Source organism: Acinetobacter sp. CIP 64.2, assembly GCF_000369645.1.
GTDB lineage: Bacteria > Pseudomonadota > Gammaproteobacteria > Pseudomonadales > Moraxellaceae > Acinetobacter.
Genome location: NZ_KB850120.1, coordinates 262,757 through 280,968, shown reverse-complemented (window position 1 = coordinate 280,968; position 18,212 = coordinate 262,757). Strand labels below are relative to the sequence as shown.

Annotated in this window: 14 protein-coding genes, 4 tRNA genes and 1 pseudogene; 8 read left to right on the top strand and 11 right to left on the bottom strand. The window is 43.7% G+C overall.

All coding sequences use genetic code 11. The annotated features are described in order from the left end of the window. Positions 1–14: 14 nt before the first annotated feature. The 8 genes and pseudogenes from F895_RS17380 to F895_RS17415 all read right to left on the bottom strand — a co-directional run bounded on the left by F895_RS17380 (position 15) and on the right by F895_RS17415 (position 9,232). Positions 15–833, bottom strand: coding sequence for a putative RNA methyltransferase (locus F895_RS17380; RefSeq protein ID WP_005238355.1), 819 nt, complete (start codon positions 831–833; stop codon positions 15–17). A 59-nt stretch (positions 834–892) separates the two neighbouring features. Continuing rightward, positions 893–2,011, bottom strand: coding sequence for a phospho-N-acetylmuramoyl-pentapeptide-transferase (mraY, locus tag F895_RS17385; RefSeq protein WP_005238354.1), 1,119 nt, complete (start codon positions 2,009–2,011; stop codon positions 893–895). Then, positions 2,012–3,409 (bottom strand): UDP-N-acetylmuramoyl-tripeptide--D-alanyl-D-alanine ligase, encoded by a 1,398-nt coding sequence (locus F895_RS17390; protein ID WP_005238353.1) that lies wholly within the window; start codon positions 3,407–3,409, stop codon positions 2,012–2,014. Between the two features lie 21 nt (positions 3,410–3,430). Continuing rightward, positions 3,431–4,930, bottom strand: coding sequence for a UDP-N-acetylmuramoyl-L-alanyl-D-glutamate--2,6-diaminopimelate ligase (locus F895_RS17395; protein WP_005238352.1), 1,500 nt, complete (start codon positions 4,928–4,930; stop codon positions 3,431–3,433). Between the two features lie 3 nt (positions 4,931–4,933). Beyond that, positions 4,934–6,767, bottom strand: a pseudogene (ftsI, locus tag F895_RS17400) (penicillin-binding protein PBP3). A 10-nt stretch (positions 6,768–6,777) separates the two neighbouring features. Beyond that, positions 6,778–7,116 carry a cell division protein FtsL gene (locus F895_RS17405; protein WP_005238350.1) on the bottom strand — a complete coding sequence of 113 codons (339 nt, stop codon included), beginning with the start codon at positions 7,114–7,116 and terminating at the stop codon, positions 6,778–6,780. 2 nt (positions 7,117–7,118) lie between these two features. After that, the gene (gene rsmH, locus F895_RS17410; protein WP_005238349.1) at positions 7,119–8,039 is read right to left on the bottom strand and encodes a 16S rRNA (cytosine(1402)-N(4))-methyltransferase RsmH; all 921 of its coding nucleotides are present in this window, start codon (positions 8,037–8,039) and stop codon (positions 7,119–7,121) included. A gap of 197 nt (positions 8,040–8,236) precedes the next feature. Then, positions 8,237–9,232, bottom strand: coding sequence for a sulfate ABC transporter substrate-binding protein (locus F895_RS17415; RefSeq protein ID WP_005238347.1), 996 nt, complete (start codon positions 9,230–9,232; stop codon positions 8,237–8,239). Positions 9,233–9,619: 387 nt separating this feature from the next. On the opposite strand from F895_RS17415, the gene F895_RS17420 reads away from it, so the two are divergent. The 7 genes from F895_RS17420 to F895_RS17450 all read left to right on the top strand — a co-directional run bounded on the left by F895_RS17420 (position 9,620) and on the right by F895_RS17450 (position 13,799). Continuing rightward, positions 9,620–9,925 carry a hypothetical protein gene (locus tag F895_RS17420; RefSeq protein ID WP_005238346.1) on the top strand — a complete coding sequence of 102 codons (306 nt, stop codon included), beginning with the start codon at positions 9,620–9,622 and terminating at the stop codon, positions 9,923–9,925. Positions 9,926–10,030: 105 nt separating this feature from the next. Next, positions 10,031–11,539, top strand: a complete 1,509-nt coding sequence (gltX, locus tag F895_RS17425; RefSeq protein WP_005238345.1) for a glutamate--tRNA ligase — start codon at positions 10,031–10,033, stop codon at positions 11,537–11,539. Positions 11,540–11,597: 58 nt separating this feature from the next. Beyond that, positions 11,598–11,673, top strand: a tRNA-Ala gene (locus F895_RS17430). A gap of 69 nt (positions 11,674–11,742) precedes the next feature. Further along, a tRNA-Glu gene (locus F895_RS17435) sits at positions 11,743–11,818 on the top strand. 110 nt (positions 11,819–11,928) lie between these two features. Beyond that, entirely contained in the window at positions 11,929–13,335 is a 1,407-nt protein-coding gene (locus tag F895_RS17440; RefSeq protein ID WP_005238344.1) for an amino acid permease, read from the top strand. A gap of 211 nt (positions 13,336–13,546) precedes the next feature. Further along, positions 13,547–13,622, top strand: a tRNA-Glu gene (locus F895_RS17445). A 101-nt stretch (positions 13,623–13,723) separates the two neighbouring features. Next, positions 13,724–13,799, top strand: a tRNA-Glu gene (locus tag F895_RS17450). 43 nt (positions 13,800–13,842) lie between these two features. Here the strand turns inward: F895_RS17450 and F895_RS17455 are convergent. Together F895_RS17455 and F895_RS17460 are read right to left on the bottom strand one after the other, a co-directional pair. Beyond that, on the bottom strand, positions 13,843–14,778 hold the full coding sequence (locus F895_RS17455) for a hypothetical protein (RefSeq protein ID WP_004657391.1): 936 nt from the start codon (positions 14,776–14,778) through the stop codon (positions 13,843–13,845). 177 nt (positions 14,779–14,955) lie between these two features. After that, on the bottom strand, positions 14,956–16,566 hold the full coding sequence (locus tag F895_RS17460) for a hypothetical protein (RefSeq protein WP_005238342.1): 1,611 nt from the start codon (positions 16,564–16,566) through the stop codon (positions 14,956–14,958). A 230-nt stretch (positions 16,567–16,796) separates the two neighbouring features. On the opposite strand from F895_RS17460, the gene F895_RS17465 reads away from it, so the two are divergent. Continuing rightward, positions 16,797–17,135: a zinc-ribbon domain-containing protein gene (locus F895_RS17465; protein WP_005238340.1), complete on the top strand. Its 339-nt coding sequence runs from the start codon at positions 16,797–16,799 to the stop codon at positions 17,133–17,135. Between the two features lie 29 nt (positions 17,136–17,164). Here the strand turns inward: F895_RS17465 and F895_RS17470 are convergent, their stop codons facing one another. Beyond that, positions 17,165–18,109: a cation diffusion facilitator family transporter gene (locus F895_RS17470; RefSeq protein WP_005238338.1), complete on the bottom strand. Its 945-nt coding sequence runs from the start codon at positions 18,107–18,109 to the stop codon at positions 17,165–17,167. Between the last annotated feature and the right edge of the window lie 103 nt (positions 18,110–18,212).

Genomic DNA, 18,212 nt, shown 5'->3' with positions numbered 1-18,212 from the left:
TAAAAAACAAGCCATCAAATTGATGGCTTGTTTTTTTTCTGAAACAGATAAATTTGAAAAGCAGCAGTCACCTCAAAGGTCTGTGCTTGCTCCAGTGCTTTACGTCGCTCAGGATTCGCTTTATATGCATAAGGGGTCATCGCGATTAAGTTCTTTAAAGCCTGTTGTTCCAATTGCATTGGCGCTTCAACAATTTGAGCCTGTTTTAATTCAAACTGAGCCTCCAACTGCTGCACAAACTTCTGCGGCTCATGTAAATTGACTTGTTCAAACAGGGCTTCACGTAAATCGAAAAGATGCCTTGGTGCAGGTGTGACTACGATTAGGTGGCCATCATCAGCTAAGACTCTAACGATTTCATCTTGTGGAATGGGACTAAATAAGCTGGTACAGAGATCCATCGAGTGATCCTGAACGGGCAATGTTGCCCCTGTTCCCACAACCCAAGTCACTTTTGTATTTAATTTCGCAGCGCGTTGTACCGCAGTTTTGGCAATATCCACACCTATACACTGCTGAGTATGTGCTTGCATGGCACTGGTATAATATCCCTCACCACAACCAATATCTAAAACAGCGCGTGGTTGGAGCTGCTGCAATAATGCAACAACGGCTTGTTGTAACGGCTGATAAAAGCCAGCTTGCAGGAACTCACGGCGTGCCAATACCGACTCAGCTGTATCTCCTGGGTTCTTGCTATGCTTGTGTTGCACCACATGCAAATTGACATAGCCTTGTTTGGCAACATCATAATGATGCCCTGTTTCGCATTGCCAAGAATTCGCGACCAAATTCAAGGCTTGGCGACAAACAGGACACATCAATAAACTCATCTATTTTCTCCAAACATAAAAAAAGCTGGTCATCACCAGCTTCTTTCTTGAATCATGGTTTAACGTAATTTTAGCGTCATTAGACCCAATACAACGAGGAAAATGGTAATAATCCAGAAACGGATAACCACTTGCGTCTCTTTCCAGCCTTGCTTTTCATAGTGGTGGTGTAAAGGTGCCATCAAGAATACGCGCTTATTGCGCATCCGTAATGAACCGATTTGCAAGAAGACCGAAATTGCTTCCATCACAAAAACACCGCCCATAATGGCAAATACGATTTCCTGGCGAACCATTACCGCAATCGTGCCAAGCATGGCTCCAAGCGCCAATGCACCCACATCCCCCATAAATACTTGGGCTGGATGTGCATTGTACCAGAGGAAGGCTAAACCAGCACCGACCATAGCAGAGCAGATTACCACCAGTTCCGAGGTATATTTTACATAAGGAATATGCAGATATTCAGCAAAACGAATGTCGCCTGATAAATAAGCAAATACCCCTAAACCGGCTGCCACCATCACAATCGGCATAATCGCCAAACCATCCAGACCATCGGTCAAGTTGACCGCATTGGAGGCACCATTAATAACAAGATAAGTGAAGCCAATAAAAGCTAAACCGAATGGCACAGCCGAAAGCGGAATGGACAGATTCTTAAAGAACGGGATCAGTAGATCCAGCATATCTGCCGTATGCTGAAGACTATCTTGTTGTTTCGCAATTAGATATAAGGCAATGCCAGCACCCAAAGATGCCACTGAAGTCCAGAAAAATTTCTTACGCGCTGGCAAACCTGCATTGTCTTTATAACGGACTTTAATCCAGTCATCCGCCCAACCCACTGCACCAAATACCACCATCACACCGAGCACAATCCAGACATAAGGATTGGATAGATCAGCCCACAACAAGGTACTGATCCCAATCGAAAGCAGGATTAAAATCCCGCCCATGGTTGGTGTCCCCATTTTCTTGGCATGGTTTTCAGGTGCAAACGAGCTCACCGCCTGACCATATTTTAATGCTTGTAATTTACGAATCATCACTGGCCCTAAAACCAGCCCGATCGTCAAGGCAGTCAGTAAACTCAACAAAGAGCGCAATGTTAAATAACGAACAACCTGAAACGAACTGTTATAGCCCGCCAATTGCTCAAATAACCATAACAACATTTAAATTTTCTCCATCAAGTCAGTCATCAACGTTTCCATATGGGTATAACGAGACCCCTTGAACAGGAAACTCATTGACTGGGGTTGATGTGTTTGGACTAAATTAATTAAAAACGGCAATGCATCTGCTTGAGAAGCAAAAGCATGTAACTTTTCCGCATGGCTGGAACCCTGTTCAGCAGCTGCAGCAAACTCACCGACGACAATCAATTGATCTAAAGGCAAAGCGGTTAAGTCTTTCCCCAGATCATGGTGTTCTTGCCAACTACTTTCACCTAACTCCCCGATATCTCCCATCACCATGACTTTTAAGCCTTGCTGTTGCAGCAAAACCTGTGCCGCTGCACGCATAGACGTTGGATTGGCATTATAAGTATCATCAATAAATAGATGATTTTGGTGTTGAATAAAGTTCAAACGACCTTTTGCCCCTTGTGCCTGTTCCAAACCTTGCACAATATCATCCAGTGCAATGCCGATTGCCAAGGCAAATGCGGTCGCTGCTGCTGCATTCTGTACATTATGGGCACCTGCAAAAGGTAAATTCACCACGCGTACGCCTTGTGGCGTATGCAGTTTAAATTGGGCGGATTGAGGATGAAGTTGAACATCGCTCGCAAAGATATCTCCGCCTTCGCCAAAACTGAGGATTGGATGTGCTTGCGCACTGTCACGAATCGTTGCGGTGAAATCATCATCGGCAGGAACAATCGCAGTCCCTTCAGGTAAGATATGCGTATAAATCTCGGACTTGGCACGACAAATGCCATCACGACCACCAAACTCACCGAGATGTGCTGTGCCAATATTTAAAATGCCTGCCACATGCGGTTGAACCAGATCCGAAGTATAATCAATTTCGCCTTGATGACTGGCACCCAGTTCCATTACCGCATATTGATGCTCTGGACGTAACTCAAGTAGCATCATCGGTACACCCAAATCATTATTGAGGTTGCCGCGGGTAATTAAGGTCGGGGCCAGACGGGATAATATGCTACCAAGCATTTCCTTGGTGGTGGTTTTACCACTACTGCCTGTCAGAGCAATCACTTTCAGTTGCGGATTCTGTTGACGGCGATAAGCACCAAGCTGCCCCAAAGCCAAGCGGGTATCTTTTACGATTAACTGTGCAATATTTGCATCGATCGGGCGCTCTACGATCGCAATTTGACACCCTTGCGTTGCCACTTGCGCCACAAAATTATGCGCATCAAAACGCTCACCTTTTAAGGCAAGAAAAGCATCACCAGCTTCTGCATGACGTGAGTCGGTTAAAATACGCTTAATTTCACCCTGAGGCAGATTTTGCTTGTACCACTCACCTTGAGTCGCCTGCTGTAATTGTTCTGCTGTCCAAGGTTGTAATGGAACGGTACTGGTGGTTGAAGTATGCATACGCTTTTTTACCTTTTAAACCTATTGCGCAGAATAAGCTGAATCGACAGCATGAAGCTGTGTTGCAATGGCAGACTGCACCTCCACCACATCATCAAACCAATGACGGACCCCATCAATTTCTTGATAGTTCTCATGCCCTTTACCTGCAATCACGACAATATCTCCCGCTTGCGCCTGAGCCACCACAAATTTAATCGCTTCACGACGATCATGAATTTCATGCATCACATGTTGTACAAAGTTGATGCCTTGTTTCATATCTGCAAAAATCTGTTCAGGATTTTCAGTTCGTGGATTGTCTGATGTGAGAATCACAGGATTGGCATGATCAAGCGCAGCCTGCGTCATCAAAGGACGTTTACCCCGATCACGATCACCACCACAACCAAAGACAGCCCAAAGCTGACCCGTAACGTGGCGCTTTAGCGTGGTCAGCACTTGGATCAAGGCATCTGGGGTGTGTGCATAATCCACTACAAACAAACGCGATGTATATTGGATCACCTGCATGCGGCCTGGAGCACCTTTAAGCTGAGGCACAAACTGAATCAGATCAGCCAAGGCAAAACCTGCATACTCAGCCGCAATCAAACTTGCCAGTAAGTTCTCAACATTAAACTGTCCAAGTAATGGACTTTGTACTACATACGAACCGCTTGGGCTGATCAGGCTAAAACTTGCTCCACTCAGACGATACTGTAAGTCCGCAATATGATAATCCGCTGTCGCTTGCGTTAAGGAATACGTCAAAATTTTAGGTTGTGCTGGATTGGCTCTCGCCGCCGCCAACATCAGAGCCCCATGTTCATCATCCAGATTAATGACCACAGCTTTTAAAGTCGTAAACTTGAATAACAAAGCTTTGGCTTCAGCATAGGCGTCTAAAGTGCCATGATAATCCAGATGGTCGCGACTTAAATTGCTATATACTGCAATTTCGAGTTCACAGCCATTCAGGCGGCCTTGCTCCAAACCATGTGAGCTGGCTTCCAATGCAACAAAACTCGCCCCTTGTTTGGCATAGTCATGTAGTGCCTGTTGCAATTGCAATGCATCTAAGGTGGTATGCGTTGATGGGGTTAAATCTGGCAAAATACCATTGCCCGTTGTTCCCATTACAGCGCAACCTTGCCCTTGTGAGCTGACCAATTCCGCAATTAAACGAGAAATGGTGGTTTTACCATTGGTTCCTGTCACTGCAATGCCTCGCAATGGCACGACAGGATCAAGCGCTTGCAAATATTGCTTTTGCCATTCACCCATTCGATAACGAACATCTGAACAGACCCATTCCCTATCTAGCCCCAATTCAACTTCACTAATAATCGCCAATGCACCTGCATTTAAGGCATTTTGTGCAAACTGACGAGTTTTTTCAGGTTGGCTATAACTACTTAGGGCAATAAAAATTTGCCCTGTGCTGACTTTGCGACTATCCAGACAAAACCCTGTAAAAGGTTGCGTATACCAAGCCGCATCGATATTGATCGGATGTATCTGTTGAAAACTAATCGACATAATCTACCTACGGATTGGATTTTATAGAAGTATCAAGTGGCTTATCTAAAGGCACATTCAGCAGACGCAATGATTCTTGCATGATTCTTGCAAAGACTGGAGCAGCAACAAGACCACCGTAATAACGTCCTTGCGGATTTTCCACCACTACAATCATGGCCAGACGCGGATCACTGATCGGGGCAACCCCAGCAAACAAAGCACGATATTCATTGTTTGAATACCCTTTACGGTCTGCACGCAATTTATGTGCAGTTCCTGTTTTACCCCCGACACGATAACCTGGAATCACTGCTTGCTTTGCGGTTCCGCCTGGCATAGTCACTTGCTCAAGCATCGTTAAGACTTGATCCGCTATTTTAGGTGCAAGAACCTGCTTGCCCTCAGGGGCTTTATCTAATTTACGCAGACTCAATGGCATTTGCACACCATGATTGGCCAGCATGGCATAGCCTTGTGCAACCTGCAAAATAGTCGCATTCAAACCATAGCCATAGGCCATCGTACCCAATTGAGAAGGATTCAGCTTGTCACCCGAGTACAATAAACCTGCACTTTCACCCGGGAATTTGACCGCCGAACGTTGACCAAAGCCTGCACGTCTAAAGAAGGACGGCACCGTGTCTTTGGGCAGAGATAGCGCAATTTTAGCCGAGCCTACGTTCGAAGATTTAATGATTACCCCTGAAACCGTTAATGCACCATAGTTATGTGTATCACGGATAGTATGCCAGCCTAAACGCATTGAGCCGGGTGAAGTATTAACAATAGTGTTCGGCGTATATTTACCACTTTCCAACGCTGCTGCAACTGTAAATGGCTTCATGGTCGAACCTGGTTCAAACATGTCAATCGCACCACGGTTACGCATGGCGTCTTTATTATTGAGACCATTTTTGTCGTTCGGGTTGTACGATGGCCAGCTGGTCATTGCCAAAATCTCACCCGTTTTCACATCAACCGCAATCGCAGTCGCCGAACGTGCATTATTGGCGACACCTGCTGCAGTCAATTCACGATACATGATATATTGCAGACGTGAATCGATGCTCAGGGTGACATTTTCGCCTGATTCTACTTCTTTAATTACTTCTGAGACTTTAAGGCGGTTGCCTTTTTTATCACGAATGATTTTCTGCTCGCCATCCACTCCAGACAACTGTTTATTCAGTTGCATTTCCAAGCCTTCGATCCCCACCCCTTCACTATTGGTCAAACCAATAATCTGTGCATTTGGTTGCGGTTGCGGGTAATAGCGCTTGTAACTTTTCTCGGCATATACCCCTTGGAAATTACGCTTGGTAATTAAATCTGCTTGCTGCGGTGGAATTTCTTTTTGTAGCACCAAATAACGTGAGCGTGGACGTGCCTGCATTTGTTTTTTCAAATCCGCACGGTCTACACCAACAGCATCTGCCAACTCATCTAGATTTAAATTTTTATCGGGCAATTGACGTTTTAATTTACGGTTATGTGGATCTTTTTTTAGCTCAGCAGTAATTTCATCAAATTGCTGCTTAGTTTCCCAATAGTCTCTTGGATCAATCACAATTTTCATGATTGGCGTGCTAATCGCCAAAGGAACACCATGACGGTCACTGATCACACCACGCATCGCTTCTAAGCGTTCGGTACGTAAAATATTGGCATTGGCTTTATTTTGCAGAAAGTCTTTATTCACCACTTGCACATAGAATGCACGCGCAACCAGTACCACAAAGCACAGCAGCACTGCGCCCCAAAGCAAGTAAAATCGCCACATATCCAAAGCAAGGGTCGGTCTTTCAGAAATGGACTGCTGTTTTTTTCGTATTGGTTTACTTCGCTTATCTGCCATACAGCATGCCTTATTTATCTTGCTTTGAAGTCATAGGTAAAGAAATCACGACCGTCTGCGTCGCTGGTGGTGAAAACATAAGGAGTTGCGTCACTGCGCGTGAACCGATCTGGGCAGTTGCCCCGAAGGTCTGTTGCTCAATCAGCAAACGCCCCCATTCAGCGTTTAAATCATCTCTTTCACGCATATAGGCACTCAAGTCACGATAATCATGCCGATATTCAAACACTTGAAACACCACCATCATCGCACTGATAAATACCAATGCAACGAGTACAGCATAAACAGCAACCTTTTTCAGTCCCTTTCTGCTGCTTGATCTAAGGTCTTCGTCATTGTTGTTGTTCATTCTCAGCCTTTTTGCTCTAAGCGCTCTGCAACACGTAGCCATGCACTACGCGAACGAGGATTTGCTTTTACTTCTGCTTCACTCGCACGAATACGAGAAACTTTCTTTAAACGTCGAGTATCCACCTGTGCTTGAGGCATGCCCCAACCCGAATCTTCAGGTAAGCTCGATTCTTTTTGAATAAACTGCTTGATTAAACGATCTTCCAAAGAGTGAAAGCTAATCACTGCCAACTGCCCTGTTGCTTTTAACAAGCTTACAGCTTGCGGCAAAAAGCTCTCGATATCATCAAGTTCTTTGTTAATTGCAATACGAATCGCCTGGAAAGTCCGCGTTGCAGGGTGTTTATGCTTTTCCCACTTTGGATGTGCTGTTTTAACCACTTCTGCCAGTTGTGCGGTAGTGCTCATTTCACCAGCCAGTTTAATCGCTTTGGCGATACGGCGGCTATAACGTTCTTCACCATATTGGTAAATAATGTTTGCGAGTTTTTCTTCTTCAATTTCAAGTAACCATTCTGCTGCGGTTGGACCCTGTGAATTGTCCATACGCATATCCAGTGGGCCATTTTGCATAAAGCTAAAACCACGTTCTGCTTGATCCAGCTGTGGCGATGAAACCCCAAGGTCCGCCATAATCCCGTCAACTTCGGTAATCCCGATATGAGCGAGCTGCGCTTGAATATCAGCAAAACTGGCATGAATAATTTTAAAGCGCGGATCTTCTTGTTCTAATTGTGCTGCAACCTCAAGGGCTTGTGGATCTTTATCAAAAGCATAGACGCGTGCATTGGCATCTAGTTTTGACAGTAATAGCTTGGTATGCCCCCCCCGTCCAAAGGTTGCATCAACGAAAATACCAGTATCGCGGCCTGCCAATACGCCATCAACGGTTTCATGAAGTAAGACAGAAATATGCGACATAAGAAATGAATCAACAGCTAAAAATGTAACTGCACATTATCACCTTGTTTTATGCCAGTACCAAACGACTTTTTGTAGAGAATTCTTAACTTTTCATAGATAAAACCGTTTTCTTATCATTTTTCAGTCAATAAAAAAGCAAATACTGCCTGTATTTGCTTTTTTAAATTAAGACACACACAAAATAGCAGCCTGGCCTATGGTTTTTCTGCATAAATTTGATCGAAGATTGCTCCGTTCACAAAATGGGTTTTCTGCGCTTTTGCCCACCCGCCAAATACGTCATTAATTTTGAAAAGTTTAATTTTAGGGAATTGTTGTGCATATTTGGCAGCCACTTGAGGATTACGTGGACGGAAATAATATTTTGCAGCCAGATCTTGCCCCAAAGGTGAATAAAGGAAGTTCAAATAACCTCGTGCTAATTGACGGTTACCATTTTTATCGACGGTTTTATCCACGATTGCCACTGAAGGCTCTGCCAGAATGGAAATGGATGGATATACAATTTCAAATTTATCCTTGCCCAAACCTTGGGTCGCCAATAATGCTTCATTTTCCCAAGACAGTAGCACATCGCCAATACCGCGCTCAGCAAACGTGGTTAAGGAGCCGCGTGCACCCGAGTCGAGAACTTTGACATTCTGATAGAGTTTTTTTACCAGTTCACGCGCTTTGGCATCATTTCCGCCTGGCTGCTTCAGTGCATATCCCCAAGCTGCCAGATAAATCCAGCGAGGCGCCCCCCCTGTTTTCGGATTCGGGGTAATGATTTCCACTCCGGACTTGGTCAAATCGTTCCAATCACGGATATTTTTGGGATTGCCTTTGCGTACCAAAAATACAACCGTTGAAGTGTAAGGAGCTGAATTGTCTTTAAATTGTTTTTGCCAGTCTTTACGGATTAGACCTGCATTGGCAATTTCATCAATATCATTGGCTAGCGCCAAGGTCACCACATCCGCTTGCAGACCATCAATTACTGAACGTGCCTGCTTGCCAGACCCACCATGGGACTGTTTAAAATCCACATCCTGCCCGGTTCTTTTCTTCCAATATTGGCCAAATGCCTGATTATATTCTTGATAAAATTCACGCGTTGGATCATAAGATACATTTAAAAAAGTGGTTGCTGCTTGCGCAACACCATTCAGACCCAACGCCAATAACGCTGCTGCAATAACTGTTTTCATTTTATTCTTCGCTCCTATCACCCCGTTTGTGTTCACTATATTTATTTAAAAATATTTTACAATCATGTAGTTATATCAATAAATCAATTACTATTCTGTTTTTTAGATATGTCTGTTGATTGTGATCTTATGTATTTTTAATTAAAATGAGAAAAATTATCATTCTCCACTTTTTCTACACATTTGCTTGCTAAATTCAACTTGTATAGAAAGTAGACAATTTGCTATAAATACCTATCAGAATGTGTCAATTTTTTATATTTTTTGTAAAAAGTGTGACTTAGTTCTACTTTTTTATTAAGATTTATGTTTGAATCGTATTATTAAAGCAATACTATAGTAGTTTGGTTAGTCTTGTAGACTCAAAGTCATAAAGGGGTGTGAGCAATGCGAGCATTAGAATTGAAAAAAACACTATGCTTCAGCTTGTTTTTAGCATGTTCTGTTCAACTGGGGCATGCGGCAGCAATTAAAGAAAGCAGTAACATAAGAACGATTGATAAATCGTCTTCTAGCCTGATTGTTAAAGCGCTTGATCAGCAAAAACGCAATACCAGTATGTTACCGTCATCAGATGACGAGTTAAAAATGCTGAATACGATTCGCACAACGCCAACACAAACATTCTTTGCTAGTCAGCATGAACGTTTTTCCCGTTTCGTTCAGACCATATTCCAACCCCATACTTCTTAATCGTTAAATATGTGCCCCTTCACATATTTAAATCAAGCCTAGTCATGCCGTGACTAGGCTTTTTCGTTATAATCATTTTAATTTAAATTTTAGCTCCGATCATTTATGAAAGTTCGTACCCGTATTGCGCCTTCTCCTACTGGTTTTCCACATGTAGGCACAGCTTATATTGCGTTATTTAATCTATGTTTTGCCAAACAGCACGGCGGTGAGTTTATTTTACGTATTGAAGATACGGATCAACTTCGCTCAACACCTGAATCTGAAAAGATGATTTTAGATTCTTTACGTTGGTTGGGATTAAATTGGTCAGAAGGTCCAGATGTGGGGGGCCCACATGCGCCTTATCGCCAATCGGAACGTATGGGCATTTATAAGCAATACGCTTTGGAACTAGTTGAAAAAGGCCATGCTTTTTATTGCTTCGCAACCGCAGAAGAACTTGATCAAATGCGTGCAGAACAACAGGCACGTGGCGAAACACCAAAATATGATGGTCGTGGTTTAAAACTCTCACAAGAAGAAGTACAACGTCGCCTCTCTGCGGGTGAACCGCATGTGATTCGCATGAAAGTACCTGAAGAAGGGATTTGTAAAATTAACGACCTGCTGCGTGGCGAAGTGGAAATTCCATGGGCACAAGTAGATATGCAAGTATTGTTAAAAACAGATGGCTTGCCTACCTACCACCTTGCCAATGTGGTCGATGACCATTTAATGGAAATCACCCATGTATTACGTGGCGAAGAATGGTTACCCTCTGCACCAAAACACCAGTTGCTGTATCAATACTTCGGTTGGGACATGCCAACCTTATGTCACATGCCACTCTTACGTAACCCGGACAAGTCAAAACTGTCTAAACGTAAAAATCCGACCTCAATCAACTACTATCGTGATATCGGCGTCCTGCCTGAAGCCTTGTTGAATTACCTCGGTCGTATGGGTTGGTCAATGCCGGATGAACGTGAAGTGTTTACCTTAAATGACATGATTGAACACTTTGACGTACAACGTGTTTCACTCGGCGGACCGATCTTTGATGTTGAGAAACTCAACTGGCTCAATGGTCAGTGGATCAAAGGGTTGACACCAGGTCAATTGCTGGATCGTTTATTGGCATGGAAAAGTGACCGCCAAACGCTTGAAGATATTGCTGCTGCGATTCAGCCACGTATCAACTTACTCTCTGAAGCCGTGAATTGGGCAGGTTTCTACTTCAACCATATGCCGCAAATCAGCAAAGAACAGTTTGAAAGCAAGAAGTTGACGGAAGAACAAGTGCGTCAAAGCTTACAGTTTGCAATCTGGCGTTTAGAAAGCCAGTTCACGTGGAACAATGAAACTGTCAGTCAAACCTTGATGGATCTGTCCAACCAGATGGAAATCAAATTACGTGATTTCATGCCTGCTTTCTTTATTGCGATTGCTGGATCAACCAGCTCCACCCCAGTAATGCAATCCATGGTAACGCTGGGTCCAGATTTGACCTTTGCACGTCTCCGTCATGCCTTAGAACTGGTGGGTGCACCAAGCAAGAAAGAACTGAAAGTTTGGGAAAAGCTCAATGAATCACTAAAACTGCCGAAAAATGATGCAAATAGTGAGACTTAATTCAGTTTAATGATTGACGTGTGAGCGCATTCCCCCTAATATTGCGCTCACACATTCTGGGGTCATAGCTCAGTTGGTAGAGCGCTACAATGGCATTGTAGAGGTCAGCAGTTCGATCCTGCTTGGCTCCACCAGAATCTCGAAATCGTAATACGTTATCGAGATAAACGCTATATTTCGCTCATTCGTGTGTTGCCTCATCTGTCCCTATCGTCTAGAGGCCTAGGACATCGCCCTTTCACGGCGGTAACCGGGGTTCGAATCCCCGTAGGGACGCCATATTCTTTACGCTAATAATTATATTTTTATCACAATCTTCTTCAATCAGATTGCACATTTCCGAATTTTCCATAAAATAGCCGCTTCTCTATGCTTGGACAAATTGTCGTATGCAATCTTCCAACTCGAATACGCATTCAGAATCAAAAACTTTAAAACGTGCAATGAGCACTCGCCATTTAGTGATGCTTTCTTTAGGCGGTGCAATTGGTACAGGTTTATTTTTAGGTTCTGGTGAAGTTATCGCTCAAACTGGCCCTGTGGGTGCAATTATTGCCTATATCCTAGGTGGTTTAATTGCTTACATGGTCATGCTCTGTTTAGGTGAACTTGCAGTACATATGCCTGTTGCTGGATCTTTTGGTGCATACGCTCAAAAATATATTGGTCCAGGCACAGGTTATATGATTTCCTGGGTCTACTGGCTCACGTGGACCGCGACCTTAGGCACCGAATTTACTGCTGCAGCCCTGTTGATGCAGGAATGGTTCCCTGATATTTCAATGTGGGTTTGGACCATCATCTTTGCCGTGACCATCTTAGGCTTAAATCTGACCTCGACCCGAATGTTTGCTGAGTCGGAATTCTGGCTAGCCTTAGTTAAAGTCGTCACCGTCATAGCCTTCATTATTTTAGGCTTATTGGCGATTTTTGGTTTGATCTCATTTAATGGTTACGAGTCAGCCCCGCTGTTCCACAATCTGACCGCGCACGGTTGGTTCCCGCAAGGCCTGATCCCCATCTTTACCACCATGCTGATTGTCAACTTTGCTTTCTCGGGCACAGAATTGATTGGGGTTGCTGCAGGTGAAACCAAAGACCCTGCTGAAAACGTGCCTAAAGCCATCAATGCAGCGATCTGGCGTCTATTAATTTTCTTTGTCGGTACCATCATTGTGATCAGTGCCCTACTGCCGTTCCAAGTTGCAGGCTTAGGTGGTGAAGGCGTGAGTAGCAGTCCTTTTGTGACGGTATTTAACTACATTGGTATTCCTTATGCCGATGACATTATCCGTTTCGTGATTATTACCGCACTTCTTTCGGCTGCAAACTCAGGACTGTATGCGGCATCACGTATGATGTGGTCTTTGTCCGATCAACGCCAGCTACCAAGTGTATTCTCCCGTTTATCAAAACGTGGTACGCCTGTGATTGCACTGGTCGTCACGATGTTTGGTGCGATTCCCGGCCTGTTATCCGAACACTTTGCGCCTGAAACAATTTTCAAAAATCTATTAGGTGTTGCAGCCTTCACAATGGTCATTGTGTGGATGAGTATCTGCTGGAGTCAGTTTAACTTTAGACGTCAGTGGTATAAGGCCGGTCATTCAGCAAAAGATTTAAAATTTGCTGCACCGCTTTACCCGATTGTGCCAATTTTAGGCTTTGTCTTCTGTTTCATTACCGGTTTGAGTATGGCTGCAGACCCTGAAATGCAGGCGGGCTTTATTGGCTGCTTGCTGTTTATCGCAGCCTGCTATTTAAGCCATTATGTTTTTTATCGTGATCGTAAATAAACAACCCTCAAAAAATGCAGCTTTAGCTGCATTTTTTTTTTACCTTTTAAACACATTATTTTCTCAACATTTTTACTTAACTGCTTATTTTTGATTATTTATTCCACAAGATGTTTTATTTTTAAACACTTATCCACTTTTTTTAGATTTTCTTGAGAAAAGTGTTTGACACCCCACCCGATTCACCCTAATATACGCCCACCTCTGAAACGTCCCTATCGTCTAGAGGCCTAGGACATCGCCCTTTCACGGCGGTAACCGGGGTTCGAATCCCCGTAGGGACGCCACTAAATTCGAGGAAAAGCAAAGAATTAAATCTTTGCCAAGAATTTAGGCCTAGCGATCAGTATGTATTACATATACCGCTCAGGTAAACTTCCTCAGATATGTCCCTATCGTCTAGAGGCCTAGGACATCGCCCTTTCACGGCGGTAACCGGGGTTCGAATCCCCGTAGGGACGCCAAATTCTGAAAAAGCCACTGCATTGACAGTGGCTTTTTTATTGCCTATTCAGTTCCAATCCCGACCTGAACTTCCAATCGTCCAGACTGTACACGCAGCCCACGGATCTCGAATTGATCCACCAGTTGCTGGACCAGCTCACGGCTTTCTTGCAAGATATTTAAGCCCGGTAAAATACTAAAATCAGTCAGGTTTAATAACTTATCCACCATCCATGAGCGGTTATTAATGAAATCAATAAAGCCTGCTTCTTCCAGATCAATATACCATAAGCGATGCCCTTCTTTTTGAATGCCAGGCACATCACGGATCAGATGATTAATCAAAAACGGAATTGGTAAGGAGTTAATTAATTCAAAACTGACATTGCCAACACGACGTGCTGCCCAATTGGTCAGGGTTCCGCCATGACGGATTTGCAAATCAAGATGCTCATCAACCTGTCGTAAACGTAAATATTTTTCTTGTCCGATACGACATTCCAAGACATTAAATTCAAGTGAAAGACGATATAGAAAACGGCGATAATGCCCATCCAATTCAATATGGAAACGGTCATTCCCACATTCAATTTTAATGTCATCAATTTCGCTACGATCCATTCGCTTGCGAATTTGATTATTGAGCAACATTTCGGGTAGATACAAGGTCAGACTACTTTTGCCCAAAGAGGCTCTTGCCATGGCCAAAGCCACCTGACGTGCTGCTTCACTGGTCTCCGATACCATATCTCGTACGGTATTGCGCACTCCTTCGACACCACGCTTGGTATGATGTGTGACATGATCCAGGGCATCGAGTGCTGCATCTGCCACACCCGCAATATTGCGCGACGTATCACTGGCAAATTCCACCGCATCCTGTGCATGCTGCAATGTTTTATTAATCAGTCGACGTGATAATGATGGTTTCTCGGCAGAAACTTCCGCATCAGCCGGCATTATATCGAACATCGCCTTTTTATCATCTTGTCGATTCAAGATGCTCTCCCTCTTCCCTTTCTTACAGACTCATTTCTTATGAGCATCAATCTGCTTTCTGAACTTATTAGATATTTTTCTGTAGATTAGCATGCTCTGCGCTGTGATTTGCGTATTTTTGTTGCATCGCTTCAAATTATTTGCCACATCAGACCAACAGCAGTTTTAGATAAAATTCTATGGTTCATCAACCTGAATAGATGCTTGTCTATCGTCAGAGCCAAGCATCTGAATTTGCTCTAAACGCAGCACTTTATACTGTTCTAAAATCGATCCCAACTGCCGTACTTGCTCTTGCCCAACACCGAAATTCGATAATTCACGTAAAGCCACCCATGCGGCTTGCATTTGCTCAAACTGACTACCTTTAACCAGTTTTAGCATCATCCAGTCAGCGAGATCGTGCACACGTTTATGCATTTCAAACTGCAATGCAAATAAATGACTGATTAAAGCAGATGCATCCAATTGTCTCAACAATCCTTGAACCTGGCGAAGCTGTTGAGTCTGTTGTTGCAGATGAGGACTTAAAACCTCCTGATTAAACCAGAATGCCAAAGCAATCATATCTTGAACAACCACATCTCGTTGCATATAAAGTGCATTCCGTTCAGGATGCCGTTTATTCAAACGAATATCACCTAAATAGCTCATCAAACCTTGTTCCAAGATGATCTGAATATGACCTAAATCAAAATCTCGCTTTGGTTCCGAATCAGTCTGGCTCAGTTGATCAAGCAATACCGCATATTGAACAGGGTGCTGTAATAAGCACAAAATCTCTGCATTCTGTTGGATGGCTTGCCATAAACAAGTTAGCGGTAGATCGGCTTGCCCTGTACTGCTCATACCTTGCGCCAGCAGATGCTGCCATGCGGCTTGCATCGTATTTTGCTGATGCAAGCTCGTAAACACACTCTGCCCGGTTAAAAGCTGTGGTGCAGTTGCAATCACCTCCTGACTAAAAGGAAGATGCACTTGCTTAACACCCAAAATGCTATTTAAGGATTTTCCCAGTGAATTTAGACCACGCCCCAAATCGGCCAGCAGAGGGGGATTTGATGTCCGTGTTTGCAGAATGGACTTGGGTAATAATAAGCTGACTGCACGTTGTAATCGTTGGTTCTGATTTTTTTGGTCAATCGGCTTCAGATGATGCAACAACAAATACAGCGCATATTCAACATCACTCAGTTGGGGCTGGTATTCAGGCTGATTGCGACTTAATAAACAATCAATATAAGCATAAAAAGCGCTTTCATTGCGTTGTTGCGATTGTTGTGCTGCCCATTCATAGTATTCAATCGCTTGCGTGTATTGCGTCGCCCCGGCATAAGCTTTGGCCAGTGCAATCGCATGTTGTGCACTCGGATAATGTTGTTGGAAATAATGCAAGAGATCAATTTTCGGTTGTTGATCCAGACAGCGATCCAACTGACGCAGATAGCCATTGATGTGTTGCTGATTCGGCTGTTTCACAATGAAATTCAGTCTATAGACCAAACACTGCTCATACCATGCATATTTACGCGCATGCGACTCATAAGCACTCATTAACTCATCTTCAATCAGCTGAATCAATTGGTCAGCATAGAGCATGTCTTCCGCATTCTCATGCCTGAATTGCCATTGTTTGGGTAAAACCACTTTAAATAAACGTAACAGAAAATGCGCACTGAGGTCAGGACTTTGCATCGTCACCAGCATGAGCTTCTCTTGAGCTGACAGATGTTCTTTTCCCTTCTGAATACGCGCTAAACGCAATTTGAGAATCTTGGTGGGTAACATGCGCTTCCTTTCGCATTCTTCAGCCTGCTCAAGTTGCAACTTAGCAGACTGCCCCTGCTTTTGCGAATGGCTTTAGACGAGCTGTCGCAGCGCTTGTAAAGCCAATACGATGCTTGACGCTGGAGTACGATAAACAATAAAAATAAGTAAATTTATGTATTTGAAAGGCTCAGGATTTTTGCTTTCACATAATTTTCGTTAAAATGAACAAAACCGAATAGGAATTCTCTATGCAATATCGTTGCCCCAAATGTCAAAGCGCAAAAATCATGCCTGTCAGTCAAGGGATGAACAGCCCCCGTCCGAATGTACCTAAAAGTTTGGTGCTTTTAGTTCCAGCAATTTTTATTTTATTGCTCTTGGTGCTGATCAGCGTTGGCATGTGGATTTTTGGCAATGGTGCGGGACAAGGCCTGCAAATTGCGACGGTTGTCGTCTTTGCAATCTGTGTCATTGCAGGTGTTCTGTTCTGGCGTGATCTACCTGATTTTAAAATTTCAATGCAAGCATTTATGCAGGCACAGAAATATTGGAAATGCCGTGACTGCAATCATGAATGGCAGAACTAATAAATATTTAGATAGAGATTCACATCAGCTTAATGCTGATGTGAAAGATCTTGTTCAGCTTTTTCAGCATGTTGATGGGTATGCTGACAGTTGATTTCTGCATCATCTTCAATCTGTAAAGTCACCTCAGCAATGCCATGCTCATGCGATAACATTTCGGTTGCAGCACGATGTAACTGATTACGATCAGCATTTGGTGCGAACAGATGAACAGTCAAATGAATATTCTTTGAGGTAATTGCCCAGACCTTCAACTGATGGATACTTTCAACACCCTCTAACGCCAGTAAATCATTTCTGAGCTTTTCAATATCCACTTCTTCAGGCACGCCTTCCAATAAAATATTGATGCTTTGCTTGAGCAGAATCCATGTTCTCGGTAAGACCCAAAAACCAATCGCGACCGCAAGAATGGTATCAACCCAGTACCAGTTGGTGTAATAGATAATCACCGCACCCACGATGACAGCGACTGAACCCAGTGCATCACTCAACACTTCCAGATATGCACCTTTCATATTCAGGCTTTCTGCCGCGCTGGACATTAACAGCTTCATGGAAATGAGATTAATAATCAGACCCAAGCTCGCCACAATCAACATACCAACACTTTGAATTTCAGGCGGTTGCGTAAAGCGCTGATACGCTTCGTACAGGATATACATGGCCACAAAGAACAACATCGACGCATTAAACAATGCTGCCAGAATCTCAAAACGCTGATAGCCAAATGTGCGCTTGTTATCCGCTGGACGTTTGGCAATTTTAATCGCCACCAACGCAATTGCCAACGCAGCGGCATCGGTAAACATATGCGCTGCATCGGACAGTAAGGCTAAACTTTGCGTTATTAAACCTGCGACCACTTCAACCACCAAGAAGGTTGAAGTCAGTATCAGCGCAATGGTGAGTTTTTTGATATTACCTTCTGTGACTGCTGCATGACTATGGTCATGCCCTTGATGTCCACTCATGTAGGACTCCTTTTATCATTATCAAAGCAAGACCTGTTGCAGTCTTACCGTCAGCCAAAGCGAAAATCGCTTTGGCTGGTTCAGATTCTTCTTAATCAAGTGC